General features: G+C 39.2%; 10 protein-coding genes. 2 read left to right on the top strand and 8 right to left on the bottom strand.

Features of this window, described 5'->3' with window-relative positions; genetic code table 11:
- Positions 1-5: 5 nt before the first annotated feature.
- A complete protein-coding gene (locus ATS74_RS09450) occupies positions 6-1,070 on the top strand; it encodes a general secretion pathway protein GspB (protein ID WP_058548643.1) in 1,065 nt (354 codons plus the stop codon).
- A 53-nt stretch (positions 1,071-1,123) separates the two neighbouring features.
- On the opposite strand, the gene ATS74_RS09445 is transcribed toward ATS74_RS09450, so the two are convergent.
- On the bottom strand, positions 1,124-2,317 hold the full coding sequence (locus ATS74_RS09445) for an HD-GYP domain-containing protein (RefSeq protein WP_058548642.1): 1,194 nt from the start codon (positions 2,315-2,317) through the stop codon (positions 1,124-1,126).
- A gap of 117 nt (positions 2,318-2,434) precedes the next feature.
- Positions 2,435-6,238 carry a bifunctional proline dehydrogenase/L-glutamate gamma-semialdehyde dehydrogenase PutA gene (gene putA / locus ATS74_RS09440; RefSeq protein WP_058548641.1) on the bottom strand — a complete coding sequence of 1,268 codons (3,804 nt, stop codon included), beginning with the start codon at positions 6,236-6,238 and terminating at the stop codon, positions 2,435-2,437.
- A 169-nt stretch (positions 6,239-6,407) separates the two neighbouring features.
- Between putA and ATS74_RS09435 the strand changes: the two genes are divergently transcribed.
- Positions 6,408-6,890 (top strand): winged helix-turn-helix transcriptional regulator, encoded by a 483-nt coding sequence (locus ATS74_RS09435; RefSeq protein WP_058548640.1) that lies wholly within the window; start codon positions 6,408-6,410, stop codon positions 6,888-6,890.
- Positions 6,891-6,966: 76 nt separating this feature from the next.
- Here ATS74_RS09435 and ATS74_RS09430 read toward each other — a convergent pair whose 3' ends face one another.
- The 6 genes from ATS74_RS09430 to ATS74_RS09405 all read right to left on the bottom strand — a co-directional run bounded on the left by ATS74_RS09430 (position 6,967) and on the right by ATS74_RS09405 (position 14,238).
- Complete coding sequence (locus ATS74_RS09430) at positions 6,967-7,956, bottom strand: sensor domain-containing diguanylate cyclase (protein WP_058548639.1); 990 nt, start codon at positions 7,954-7,956, stop codon at positions 6,967-6,969.
- A 251-nt stretch (positions 7,957-8,207) separates the two neighbouring features.
- Entirely contained in the window at positions 8,208-8,591 is a 384-nt protein-coding gene (locus ATS74_RS09425) for a DP-EP family protein (protein ID WP_058548638.1), read from the bottom strand.
- A 23-nt stretch (positions 8,592-8,614) separates the two neighbouring features.
- The gene (locus ATS74_RS09420) at positions 8,615-11,869 is read right to left on the bottom strand and encodes an nSTAND1 domain-containing NTPase (protein WP_058548637.1); all 3,255 of its coding nucleotides are present in this window, start codon (positions 11,867-11,869) and stop codon (positions 8,615-8,617) included.
- 433 nt (positions 11,870-12,302) lie between these two features.
- Positions 12,303-13,133 carry a mechanosensitive ion channel family protein gene (locus ATS74_RS09415; protein ID WP_058548636.1) on the bottom strand — a complete coding sequence of 277 codons (831 nt, stop codon included), beginning with the start codon at positions 13,131-13,133 and terminating at the stop codon, positions 12,303-12,305.
- Between the two features lie 39 nt (positions 13,134-13,172).
- Entirely contained in the window at positions 13,173-13,892 is a 720-nt protein-coding gene (locus ATS74_RS09410; RefSeq protein WP_058548635.1) for an LrgB family protein, read from the bottom strand.
- Entirely contained in the window at positions 13,885-14,238 is a 354-nt protein-coding gene (locus tag ATS74_RS09405) for a CidA/LrgA family protein (RefSeq protein WP_058548634.1), read from the bottom strand. The genes ATS74_RS09410 and ATS74_RS09405 overlap by 8 nt, the downstream gene beginning before the upstream one ends.
- Between the last annotated feature and the right edge of the window lie 45 nt (positions 14,239-14,283).

Raw genomic sequence — 14,283 nt, 5'->3', positions numbered from 1 at the left:
GATTAATGTCTTATTTATTAGATGCATTAAAACAATCGCAACAAGCAGATATGAGCGCCGAGCAATACGATTTGCAATCAGAACAATTAAAACAACAACAAGCACTCAAGCGTTATCGTAAAGTAGCGTGGTTACTCGGAGGCAGTATTGCCGCTTTTATAACTGTCGCTGGTGGGTTTGCCAGTGGTAAGTGGCTACAAAGCAGCCCCTTTTTTGAAAAGCCAGTACTTAACGAAGCTACAAAAATTGAAGCGGATAGTAAAGCGCCTGTAAAAGTGAGCGAAGAAGAGCAAACAGCATCTTTAAATTCAGCAAATAAATCATCGCCTTTAGAGTCTATGAAAACTGCAGATAGCACTAATAAAGCGTCTATTGAAGGTCAGGTTGTATATGTACAAACACAATCTGGTGTGCAAAAAATGCTGCTAACCCCGCAAGGGCAATATATTCCAATGAATGATAATCCTATGCAAACTCAGCAAGGTTATAATGTAAAAATGCCTATAAATGCCAATGGTTATAGCCAAAATACATTTAATCAACCTGTGCAGAACTACAACCCCAATGCCTATAATGCACAAGGGCAAAACTCACAGTTTATGCAGCCTCAAACGCCAAATACAAGCTCTGCTGGGCTAGATATGAGCAAATATAAAGTGCTGGGTAAACCTGTTAATAGTAATGCAGGGCAAAATACATCAACGACACAAAGCGATCCTGAATTAGATGCGGTGCCAACTAAATTAAAAGACGCGTTTGCACAAGCAATAAAAGACTCTGAACAGGAGCAAGATTACGAAGTAACTCAAGGCTCTCGCACTTCTTCTCGTGTTAACCCTGTAGAGCTATTACCAGACGGCCTACAAGCAATGCTACCAAGCATAAAATATCAGGCGCATATTTACTCATCAAGCGCAGATAAACGTTGGATCAAGTTAAATGGACGAGAGCTTCATGAAGGTGAAAGCATCGGAGTTTTAACTGTAATAGAGATTACGCCAGAGCAAAGTGTACTTGATTTTGATGGTTACGAGTTTAGCTTAAAAGCATTGCAAGACTGGCCGCAATAATAAGGTAGGAGTTGTATCAATAGAGCCGCACTATCGCGTTCTGAGCGGCTTTATTAAGGTAAAATAGAATTTTTATAAAAGCGTTCTAAATCAATATTATATTCTTTTGGTTTTACGGCAGACTCTAGCGAGTCAGACGTTTTTTTATTTGATAAATCTATATCTTGTACTTCCGTATAGCGACCATGTTTAGCACTATAAAAAGTTTTAACTGTAGGCTTTAAGGGGGTCGCTGGGTTGCTTTCGGTTACCAAGCCCACTTTTTGACTCGACAACCTGACAAGAGTACCTACAGGGTGAATACCAATACACTGGATAAACTTAGTTAATAGCTCACCATCAAAACTGTCCGGGCATCCGTCTTTTAATATTTTAAAGGCTTTTATAGGCTCCATACCTGCTTTATAAACTCGCTCTGCGGTTAATGCATCGTATACATCTACAATCGATGCCATGCGAACATATAAGCTTATTTCATCACCTTTTTTACCAAAGGGGTAGCCTTTGCCATCCAATCGTTCATGGTGCATACCAGCAATATCTACAGCTACACCAGTTAATCCAGACTCTTCTAGTATTTGCTTTGAATAAAGTGCGTGCAGCTTCATTATTTCAAACTCGGCCTCGGTTAGACGCCCTGGTTTGTTGAGCACTTCATCTGGGGTTTTTATTTTTCCTATATCATGCAATAAAGCACCTGTTGTTAGCTCTACTATTAGGTCTTTATCTACGCCTAAATGTTTTGCAAAAATGCCCATTAAAATAGACACGTTTATTGAGTGCTCAAGTAAGTAAGCGTCTTTTTGGCGCATTTGCGTTAAACATGCAAGGGCATCTTGGTTTCTAAATACTGAGTCCATAAAACCACTGGCAAGCTCTCTAAATGGCGCTATATCTATATCACGGCCAGCCTTAATATCTTTAAATGCTTTTATTTGTAAGGTTTTAGCTTCGTCGTAAAGCTTTTTTGCTTTACCCATTTCTTGTTCACTACTGTGAACTTTCTGCCAGGGATCACGTTTTTTAATGATGGTAGATGTCTGGGTTGATTCTTTTTCAGGTACTGAATCTGTGAGGGTTTTGTCTGGGTCTATTTCTACCTCTAAAATACCGGCATTTTTAAGCTTATCAATACCAGCCTGAGTTTTTACCCATCCCTGATTTTTGATCTTTATACGGCCTGTTTGTTTAGTAACACTTTGAACAAACATACCGGGTAATAGTTTTGAAATAGGAATAATTTTCAATCTAGTGGCTTCTGTTGTTAATCTTTCGTTAATTTAACAAATATGTACGTTACTGACTAATAAAAAAGGCACTTTACAGTGCCTTTTTTATTTTTTAGTGTAAAAGTATTGAGTTAACTACTCATCATCTTCAACAAGCGTCATTAGCGAGGTATTACCGCCTGATGCTGTTGTATCAATACTAATTGTTTTTTCAGTAATTAAGCGCTTAATTAATGTATCGTAATACTCAGAGCTAATTACCGGTAAAATTGCTCCTTTACGCTGTGCAAGTTGTTGGCTGAAGTAGCCTAAACGAGACGAGCGAGCAGCAACTACCGCACCTGCTAAATGAGGGTGTGCCAAAATAGCTTGTAACTGATTAGGTTTAGCTACTTGGAATACGCCCTCAGCAACACCTGTAGAGATAAATTTATCTTTAAAGGCAACCGCTTCATCATAAAACAGCTCAGACGCTACAGTGATGACCGTATTACCTGCGGCAATTGCAGTAATGATAGACAATGCCCAAAAGTTAAATGAAGTACTTTTATCGGCGTAACACACTACACAACCACGCGCTTCAAGGTGAAGTGTATTAGACTCACCAGTTGGCCCTGGCAGGGTAGTAAACTTACGCATGTGTTTTTCAAGGCGGTTAAGCTGAGCACGTGCTTCTGAAAGCGTTAATGCTAAATCGTCTGCTAAATCGTCAATAATTTCTACTGTAGCAATTTTAGCAAGTAACTGTCGTACAGCCGAAACGCGGTCGTTTAATGGTGTTGCACGCCAAATTTTTTCATCGCGCATTGAGTTCGTCATTAGCTTTTGAACTTGCTCATTTGCACCGCTATAGTGGTGTAAATCAAGCTCATCTGGCGTCAGGTTAGTCATTTGCACGTTATCTGGTGATGCTTTTTCTTTCACTAAACGTTGAAGGTAGTTAGGGCCACCAGCTTTAGGGCCTGTACCTGATAAACCACGGCCACCAAACGGTTGCACACCAACAATCGCGCCAATCATGTTACGGTTTACGTATACGTTACCCGCACGCGACATTTTAGCTAAATACTCACAGCGCTCTTCAATACGTGAATGCACGCCCATTGTTAAGCCGTAACCTGTGTTATTTATTTGGTCAATCACGTTATCAATATCGTTCGATTTAAAGCGTACAACATGAACACATGGGCCAAATACTTCACGCTTAAGTACTGATAAATCTTCAATTTCGTATAAGCGAGGAGCAAAGAAGTAAGCGCCATTTTGCGTGTTATCCGGAATTTTACACTCGTAATGAAGTATAGAATTACCTTTTAAGTACTCAACATGGTCGTTTAAGTTTTTAAGCGCTTTTTCGTCAATTACTGGGCCAACATCAGTTGAAAGTAATGAAGGGTCGCCAATGTGTAATTCAGCTAAAGCACCTTTAAGCATTTCAATAATGCCATCAGCTACGTCATCTTGAATAAATAGCACACGAAGAGCAGAACAACGTTGTCCAGCACTTTGGAAACCCGAACTAATTACATCGTCAACAACTTGCTCAGGAAGGGCTGTTGAGTCCACAATCATACAGTTTTGGCCACCTGTTTCTGCAATTAACGGTACTTGAATATCGTTACGGGCAGCAAGTGTTTGAGAAATAAGTGTGCCTGTTTCTGTAGAACCGGTAAACATAACAGCCTGAATACGCTCATCAGGGACAATTGTTTTACCAACTTCTGAACCGCGTGCAACAACAGGTTGTACAACATGCTCTGGTAAGCCAACAGATAACATTAACTCTATAGCACGAAGCGCAATTAAGCTTGTTTGCTCAGCTGGTTTTGCAATTACAGTGTTACCAGTAACAATAGCAGCAGCCACTTGGCCTAAGAAAATCGCTAGAGGGAAGTTCCATGGGCTAATACATAAAATTACGCCACGGGCTTCAAAACGCTCATCTTGAGAAAGCTCTTCAGCGCGCGCTGCGTAGTAACGGCAAAAATCAACGGCTTCACGTACTTCATCAATACCATCTTGCGCAATTTTACCCGCTTCTTTAATACAAATAGCCACTAGCTCATCGTGATGACGCTCTAAAATATCAGCAACACGGCGTAATAAGTTAGCACGCTCTTTTACTGATGTTTGTGACCAAGTCTCAAATGCGGCTTCTGCATTTGCAAGCAAGGTTTTCATTTCATCGCCAGATTGTAATTTAACGTGACCAATAATTTCTTTATGGTTTGCAGGGTTTTTAACTGCAAGTGAGCCTTCTGGTACTTGGCTTGGCTCAATTAAATGCTCGTTAAACCACATATCAAGGTTTTCTTTGAAAGGGGTAATAACGTTAATATCAGTTAAATCCATGCCTTTTGAATTGGCACGTTCTTCACCGTATAAGTCTATTGGCATTTTAATTTGCGTATTGTATTTGTTACGCAGGCCTTGCAGTGTTTCTACTGGGTCTGGTAGTAACGACTCAACAGGTTTAGTTGTATCTACTATTGCATTTACAAACGAAGAGTTTGCACCGTTTTCTAATAAACGACGTACAAGATAAGCAAGTAAGTCTTCGTGCTGACCTACTGGCGCATATACGCGGCACTGAATTTTTTCTTCGTTAACGATTTGGTCAAATAAAGATTCACCCATACCGTGTAAGCGTTGGAATTCAAAACCTGTGTTATCGCCTTTAGCAACTTCTAAAATAGTCGCTGCAGTGTAAGCGTTGTGTGTTGCAAATTGTGGGTAAAGCACGTCACGCGCTTCAAGCATTTTAATTGCACATGCTTTGTAAGAAACGTCAGTTGTCGCTTTACGCGTAAACACCGGGAAGTGCTCTAAACCATCTTGCTGAGTGGTTTTGATTTCTGTATCCCAGTATGCGCCTTTAACTAAACGTACCATCATCTTGCGACCCACACGAGTTGCAAGGTCAGTTAGCCATTCAATTACAAAAATAGCGCGTTTTTGATAAGCCTGTACCGCTAAACCAAAACCTTGCCAATCACCAAGATCTTTATCGCTAAATACCGCTTCAATAACATCTAAAGAAATATCTAAACGGTCAGCTTCTTCAGCATCTACCGTAAAGCCGATATCGTACTTTTTAGCAGCAAGCGCAAGCTCTTTAAGTTTTGGCACAATTTCTTGCATTACACGTTCTTTATGAGTGAACTCATAGCGAGGGTGAATAGCAGAAAGTTTAACTGAAATACCAGGGCTTTTAACTGGTCCACGGCCATTTGCCGCTTTACCAATTGAGTGTATTGCATTCATGTAGCTGTCAAAGTAACGCTTGGCATCTTTCATGGTGCGCGCGCCTTCGCCTAGCATATCGTAAGAATATACATAGCCTTTTTGCTCTGTGTCGGCAGCACGCTCAATTGCTTCGTCAATGGTACGACCCATTACGAATTGCTTACCCATAATTTTCATTGCAAAGTTTACAGACTTACGAATAACCGGTTCGCCTAAACGACCAATGGTCTTTTTAAGCATACCGAACTGTTGTTCTTTAGTTTTGTCTGTGTAGTTAACCATTTTACCGGTTACTAATAATCCCCAAGAAGATGCGTTTACAAATAATGAATCGCTGCTTCCTAAATGAGAGCTCCAATCGCCTTTAGCTAACTTGTCGCGAATAAGCACATCTTGAGTTGCTTTATCTGGTACGCGAAGCAGTGCTTCGGCCAAACACATTAATACAACGCCTTCTTCACTTGATAGTGAAAATTCGTTTAAAAGCGCATCAACACCGCTTTGACCATCTTGGTCTTTACGAATGTTTAAAACAATCTGACGAGCCCTTTCCCACGCACGGCTTCGTGCTTTTACGCCAACTTCTGCAAGCGGTAAAATATGATCAATAACCGCATTTTCGTCTATGCGGTAAAAGTCACGGATTCTTTGTCTAATAGGACAAGTCGTTGTTAAATCGCCGTTGAATAACATAAGCAACCCTCAGGAGTGTTAAGATTTAAAGTAAAGTTAATTACCAATAAATTACCAGTGATATTGTGAGTGCATTCTAAATAAATTTCAGCAGAATATGCTGGTTAAATTTCACGATTTACGATAATTTACAGGGTATAAATTTAACTTATCCGCATAAAATTCTGTTATGAGCATTCCAAATAGATTACGCATGCTTGATCGTATCGATTTAGCTATATTAGACGTTCTTCAAAAGAACGGCAGAATTTCGAATGTTAACCTAGCAAAACAGGTTAATTTAAGTGCCAGCCCATGCCTTGACCGTGTTAAACGTTTAGAGCAAGAAGGCTATATTGAAGGCTACTATGCTAAGCTTAGCGAAGCTAAACTTAATCAGAGCTTAGTGGCGCATGTTCAAGTATCACTTGTTGCTTCAAACACCGCTGTATTTAAAGTATTCAGAGAGCACATATTGAGGATAGAACAAGTCGTCGAGTGTGACATGGTAGCTGGCGGCTATGACTACCTTTTAAAAATTCGTGTGTCTAACATGGAAGAGTACAGGCAGGTACTAGGTGATTTAGTCGATATCCCAGGGGTAGGGACTCATCATACCTATATGGTTATCGAAAAAATCAAAAAAGATAAAGGCCTGCTAATAGACGTATAAGCCTATTTAATAACAAAAACCGCCAAGTGCGGTTTTTATTTCAGTACATAAAGGTTCTATCAATATAGATCGTACACTACCTTATACATAATTTATTACGCCCTTCCGACTTCGCTCTATATAACGCCGTGTCAGCTGCGCATACTAATGCTTCAGATGTTCTGTATTGATTATCGTATTCGCAGGCAAGGCCCTGGCTTACACTTATTTTTACGTTTGCAGGTAGGCCAATATCTCTAAAGTTAATATTTAGAATTTTATCTTGGATGCGCTTAGCAATCATTTGTGCATTTGAAATGTGCGAACGAGGTAGTACAACGGCAAACTCTTCACCGCCATACCTAGCTACTAAACTGTCTTTAGAGGGGAGGCATTCTTCAATTGTACGCGCGACTTTTTGAAGGCATTTGTCACCTTTTACATGGCCAAAGTTATCGTTAAATAATTTAAAGTAATCAATATCAATAAGTATAAAGCTAAGAGGCTGCTTGTTAACTATGCACTCTTGCCAATTTTTAATGATGGTTTTTTCTAAAGTACAACGATTAGCAATGCCAGTGAGATGATCAAGCTTGGCTACATTTTCCAGTACTTTATACTTTTTAACGTGCTTTGAAATATCATGCATTATACAAATAAAAAGTGGGGTATTTGCGACTACCGATTCGGGTAAACATGATATAGATAGCTCAACATCTAAAAAGTTACCATTGGCTTTAATTATTTTTACTTCTTTAGGACCATGGTTAAGCGGCGTTTGATAATTGTTTTTCCAACTTTCAAACATGTAATTGTAATCGTCTCTATATTGCTCTTGTAAAAACGATTGCCACTTTTTACCAATTATGGCTTCAAGTGGCATATTAAAAAACTTTGCAGCAATCGGATTTACAGACTCAAATACACCGTGTGCATTTACAATAAAAATAGCATCGGCCATCACATTAGTAACATTAATAATCGCGCTTATTTTTTCATTGTTAACGGTATTAGAAATGCTGCTCATTAATGCAGATACAGCGTTGTTGGTGTTATTTGCTCTACTATTTTCATTATTGTTAGACATGGTGTTGCTCATTTTTATTGTTAATGAAACTTGATGTCTAGCAGTGTATTTAATTTGTGGGTTTTAAACCTTTCGGTAACCTTCTGGTTTAAGTTGCTTATTTTATTATGTTTTTTAATTAGGAAAGTACTGAGGTTTAGTTTTTATAACTTTGAAGAGTAGTAGGCGAAAAGGTGGTAAGTCTATAAATAAATTGCACAGGGGTAAATTAGGCCTGTGCAATTTAGAAATCAATAATAAAGCGTTGTTAATTAGTTTTCTTCTTCATTGATAACTTGAGGGTCGGTACTTGTATAAGGATTACCATTGCACTCAACATTAAATACTAAACAGGCAGTACCTGGGTTTTCATCGGTGTCGATAACGGTAATTTTACGGCCGTTATCGCTTACTTTAAAGCTGAAGTCTTGAGCGCAAGGCGCTTCTTTATCGACATCAGTAATAGTGGCGCCAGTAAATAAAAAGCCCTTAGCAAGCGTGGCTTCATCTAAACTATAAATGCCCGCAGTTTCGGTTCTAACAACTCCGCCGCCTGTCACTTCTTTGCCATCTACAGAGTATGTAAAGTTAGCTTCGTTGTCACTGTCTAGTGCAATGTTAACTGTAAAGTGAATTTGCTCTTGAGTGTTATTCATATTATTTCCTTTTGTATTTATGGTTATAGTTGAAAGTTGTTAATGCCCAGCTTAACCAGACGGGCTTTAATTTTGGGTATTTCGTTTGCTCGGTTCAAGCAAGTGTATGCCTGAACCTGTGGGTATGTTATGAGAATGCTTTGGTTTGTATTTACTGTTTTAGCAATTTCTTGAAGCGCATTTAAGCAAAATTGTTCTTTTTGTATACTCGTAGCAGCTAACTTAGCTTTCAGCAGGTTTATTCGTAAAAGTACTAAATTATCACCAATTTTTACTTGTTTAGTTATCAACTGTTGGTAGTTTTCGTTACTCTCAAGCGTAGTTAATAATTTTTGGGCTTTATGCTGTAAGTTTCTATCTATAAAGTACTGAATCAAAACAATTTTTATATTAATGAGCCTGGTATTATTAAAGCTTTGTGACTTTAAGAATGTAATAATTTCTTCTATCCTTGGATCAATGTTTTTGTCATTAGATAACATCAATAATTGCGCTAAAGATCGGTAATACATAAGCTGAAGTTTATTGTCTTTGAAATCTTGTTTTAATGCATTGCTTACCATTTTGTTAGCAAATAGCGCTTTTTGGTAAGCTATTCGTTTATCGGCTAAATAGCTCAATAAATAGCTTTGCTGCATATGTATATTTGCTGACATATACAAAAGGCTTGCATCATTGGGGTAGCGATTAGTCATTTCTTTGACCACTGATGCTGCATTTTCTAACATATTTACCGTTGTACTAAAGCCGCCTAACTTCTCTTCTGTTTTTGCCAGCCAACTGATGGTATCGGCTTTATCGCGCAGTAAGTTTTTGTTGCTGGGTTTAAGCTCAAGGGCTTCATTTTTAAGGGTGAGTGACTCTGTAAAGCTTTGCTTTGCGGCTATGTAGTTAAATTGCTTTAAATACAAAGATCCCAGCGAATTATACGAATAAGATAGCTCCATAATCGAGCTAAAATCATTCGGTGCTAACGAATACATCCTTTCGCTATATGAATGGTACTTTTTAAATAATGGCTCAGTGGCAGCGTAATCACTTTTATCATAATGAAGCTGGCCGAGCCAAAAGGCATTGGCACCGGCGAGGGTGAGTAGCTCTAAGTTGTTTGGCTGGATTTTTAATAATGCTTCAAGGCGAATGCGGGCGTTTTCAAAGGCAGTGAAGGCCTCAATGGTTTTCCCGCGAGAATAGGCCACTTCCCCCATGGCTTCCAGAGTTTGCGCGTATTGAAAGCGACTTTTAAATTCGCCTTGTTGACTGCTAAAGTTAAATAGCGAGCTTGGTTCATCAACTTGATTAGTAAAATACTCAAGTGCTTTATTACTAATGCCATCAAGTAAGTCCATACGTTTAACGCTGCGTAGTTTGTCGGCAAAGTCGCCGACCATAAACCCCAGTAAGCTTTCTGCCTCAAGCTGTTTTTTTTGCGCGTGTTGTTGGGCTTTAAAGCTAGTGAAGCTCATTAATGACGCGGTAAATGTAAGTAAGCATAATAGAGCAACGGTCACTCGCTTTACTCTTACTTTTGTTTTTGTTCTTTTTACAGAGCTTTTAATAAGAGCATGCTCGTTATCATCTAGTTTAAACAGTTTGTCATTAAGCAATAGCTGCGCTTCTTGTAGCGGTTTACCTGGCGCAAGGAGGTAAGCGCTACTTTTACCTTCATCTATCCAATTTTGTGCTTGGTGTTGTAAGCGACTTTTTATTGCTAAAGCATCTTTGTGATCGCTTATCCACTGTTTTGCGCGTGGCCATTGACGTAATAATGCTTCGTGCGCAAGGCTAAAACACGCCTCTTGATTTTGTAAGTGCGATACAAATAAGCGGCTATCGACCATGGCTTGAACAAGCTCTTTTTGGCTGGTATTGGTTAATGCCTTCCAGCGCGCTGCGCGGCTAGTAATCGTTTTACCATCAGGGTTTAGCGTTATTAACTGTGATAACACGCTTTTTAGTTGCTGTTGTTGCGCTTTAGAAAGGCCAATAAATACATCTTCTGCCTTTTTGCCTATGGCGCCCTCAATACCGCCAAGTTTTTTATAAACACTGTGTAGTAACTCGTTATTATCACTACGCTGTAAATACAGCTCTTGCAGAGTGTATTGCAGCATAGGCAGTGCATCGGGGTTGTTGGCGGTATCGGCGCACAGTATTTCATCCAGTGGTGTTTGGGTTTGCGGGTCGTGTGAAAACGTTAAATTAGCGGTTATTGCTGGCAAGCGAATAATTTGTTGAAGCTCGTGCCTGTTTGGGGGTATTAAGTCGTAATGCGCGCCATTAGCTTTGCCAGCCATTAGGCTTGGTTGCTCAACCACTAAAGAATAAAAATCGTTTCTGCACGCACTAAATACAATCACCGCTTTAGACGTTGCTAAGTGCTCAATAACTGATAAAAAGTGGCTACGTGTTTCGTTACTAAATAGTGGCGAGGAGAGTAGTACTTCTAAACGGTCTATAAATAAAAATAATTGCGGCTTGTGGATTTGTGTAGAGGTTTTGCTAAGCACTGATTTTATGGTATTGATGACATTATCAATACTGTGCTCTAGCTGCTGAGCAAGTACTTGCGCGCTTAACCCTTCAAATACAGGTTGATTGTTTATATCCCAGTCGAGTAGCGCAGAGGCTAAATCTAAAAAAAGCCTATCTTTATGTACATCTGCAAAATCGAGCTGACAATAAGAAAGAACTCCGATGCCGTTATAGCCTCGCTCGTCGAGTAACTTTGGCAGTATACCCGCATTAACTAATGATGACTTACCTGTGCCACTAGGGCCTAGGATTAAACAAAATGCGCGTCCAAAATTAACTTGACTCGATATTCTATCAAGTAAGGTAGATACCGATTTATTTCGGCCAAAAAACAAGTGTGTATCGGCTGGATTATATGCGCTTAAACCTAAAAAGGGAGAACCACCTTGCCACGTGTTTTCAGTTGCTGTTATGTCATCTGCTAATGGAAACTCAAGTTTTGCAATAATCCGGTAACCACGTTTGCGAATAGTTTCTATGTAGGTGGGTTCACTTGCTTTATCGCCAAGGGCTTTTCGTAGCTGAGTAATAATTTTATGTAGCGGGTTATCGCCAATTTCAATATTTTTCCAACAATGATCTAATAGCTCATCGCTGGTGACTATTTCACCTTTTTGCAAACACAGGTGCACTAATACATCTATGGCTTTAGGTTCTAATTGCTTAGTTTTACCTGCTCGCTGAACGGTATTTGACTGGGGATTGACTTGCCAATCACCTAAGTAAAAGAGGCTGCGATTCATAATGGCTCATTATTGTTATTATGTGATTAAAGCGAGAGAATAAATAGTTATTTAACTAATTATTTATATTACAGAATAAACAACAAACACAAAAAGAGTTTTTGCTAAGAAAGGGAAGTTTAGGGCGTGTTGAACTTTGATGGTTGAATTTGCAGCTGTGTGTTTGGTTTTTAGGCAAGGCGGAGCCTATGAAGTGTGGTTACTCCCCATAAATAGGCGATAACGCAGCATAAATGCCAAACATGCGCTGCCCTTCGGGTTCTGCCTAGGGGCGATAAACTCTTTGTTACTCGGTTTTTACTTAGCCCACTAGGTTACAAACCTCGCGCCGCGATTTAATCGCCCCTAGATTGAACAAATTTCAATCCGCAAAGATCAACACGCCCTAGTGATGTAGGTAATGCAATACTGCATTACCTACTAAGTTTAAAGGTTAAATATCGTTTTTATTTATGGTCACTACGCGTTGCGGGAACGGTATTTCAATTTCAGCGTTGTTAATAGCTTTATAAACACCACCATTAATAGCGAGCTTTGTTTCGATTATTTTTGTAGTAGGCACCCAATACCTGTAACTAATAGTGACGCCACTATCAGCAAAGCGCTCTATGCCTATTTGAGAGTGTGGGTTTTGAGCAACTAACTCGTGTGCGTTGAGTACTTCTTCAATAAGACTAATAGCGGTATCAGCACATGCACTATAGGCAATATCTATTTCACCTTTAACTAATGAATAACTAAATGAGTTATGAATTATTTCGCCCATTATATGTTTGTTAGGAATAGTGATTTCTACTTTTTCTTCATCTATTAAAATGGTGTAGCCAAGCTCTATAGTTTTAACTTGGCCGCTTACATTTTTAACCTCAATGGTATCGCCAACTACAAAAGGGCGTGTAGCTATAATGGCAAGGCCTGCACCATAGTTAGATAGCATACCTTGCAGTGCTAAACCTGCACCTAAAGACGCTGCACCTATTGCTGCCACAAAAGGAGTAACGCTTATCCCTATTTTGCCCAGCGCTATAATAACCACCATAACAATAAGCAATACCTTAACTACATTGCTTACAAAGTTGGTTAAAGTAACGTCGATATTATGACGAGCCATTAAGCTTGCAACCAGATTGGCTATTTTTTTAGCTACCCATAAGCCCAGTAGTAATATAAAAATAGCGCCTACAATCTGCATGCTGTAGGTAACTAGGTACTCGGTGAGCATGGTGTAGTATTTTTCAAATTGTTCTATTTCAGAACTGATCATAGCGGGCTCTTTAAATGATGGTAATACGATTTTTGCTAACTATAGCAAAGTGTTGACTAAAAAAGGATAGAGCAACGGCACTATAATTGCCGTTAATAATGCGCTTAATGCCATAGCAACAGACGAAAATGCGCCTACTTTTGGATGTTCACTAAGGGCTGCGGCAGTGCCAATTGCATGGCACGCAGTTCCCATTGCAACGCCTTGCGCTTCGTGATTATAAATAGCAGCCAGTTTAAATAGCATAAAGCCAAATAAAGCCCCTAATAAGCCTATAAAAATAACCAAGGCGGCGGCGAGCGAGCTTATTCCTCCTAAGGAGTCTGTCACTATTAAAGAGATGGGCGTTGTTACACTTAAAGCCGCAACAGATGCACTTAAGCTGTTAGGCACGTCAAATAACACACTCAGTACAAATGCAACAAAAGTAGCATTAACAATGCCTAAACTGCAGGTGCTTACTATGAGTAATAAGTTTTTTCGTACATGAATAAATTGCTGATATAAAGGCAGTGCTAAGGCAACAATTGCGGGTTCTAATAACCAGCTAAGTAGTTGACTGTGAGAGGAAAATTGGGAATAGGGCAAGTTTAAGTTAACAAGCAGCAAAGCAATAATAGCAATACTTAAAAATACCGGATTAGTAAGTGATTTTAAAACACCGTTTTGAACTTTCTTGTTTAAGGCCCTTAGCAGTACAAATAAGGCAACAATAAAGGGGATACTTAACCACCATAAATTAGGTGTTAGCTCAGTCATTGTTATCTCTACCTTTAAAATAAGCCATAACCGCACTTACCAGCAGTAAAGTACTGGTAGGAACGAGTAATACCACAGAGACTAAAAAAGGCCCGTTCGATTTTATAAGGTCTATATGCTCAATAAAACCGACTCCTGCAGGAATGAAAAATATTGGCATAATATTTAAGATTGGTGATGCGCAGGGCATTACATAATGCTCTTTTACAATGCCCGATAACAGTAAAGTGAGTAAAATAACCATGCCAAGCAGAGGGGCAGGAAAGTTGCCGCCAATAAAATGCATAACTAATTTAGCTAAAGTTAAACACAATAAAATAATAGCGCTGCTGAGTAAGTACTTCATTTAAGTAGCTTATAAATAAAATGAGGGTTTAACTTTAGCAAATTT

The organism is Pseudoalteromonas sp. H103 (genome assembly GCF_001469205.1).
Classification (GTDB): domain Bacteria; phylum Pseudomonadota; class Gammaproteobacteria; order Enterobacterales; family Alteromonadaceae; genus Pseudoalteromonas; species Pseudoalteromonas carrageenovora.
The sequence above is the reverse complement of the archived record's forward strand: the minus strand, read 5'-3'. Positions and strand labels throughout refer to the sequence as shown.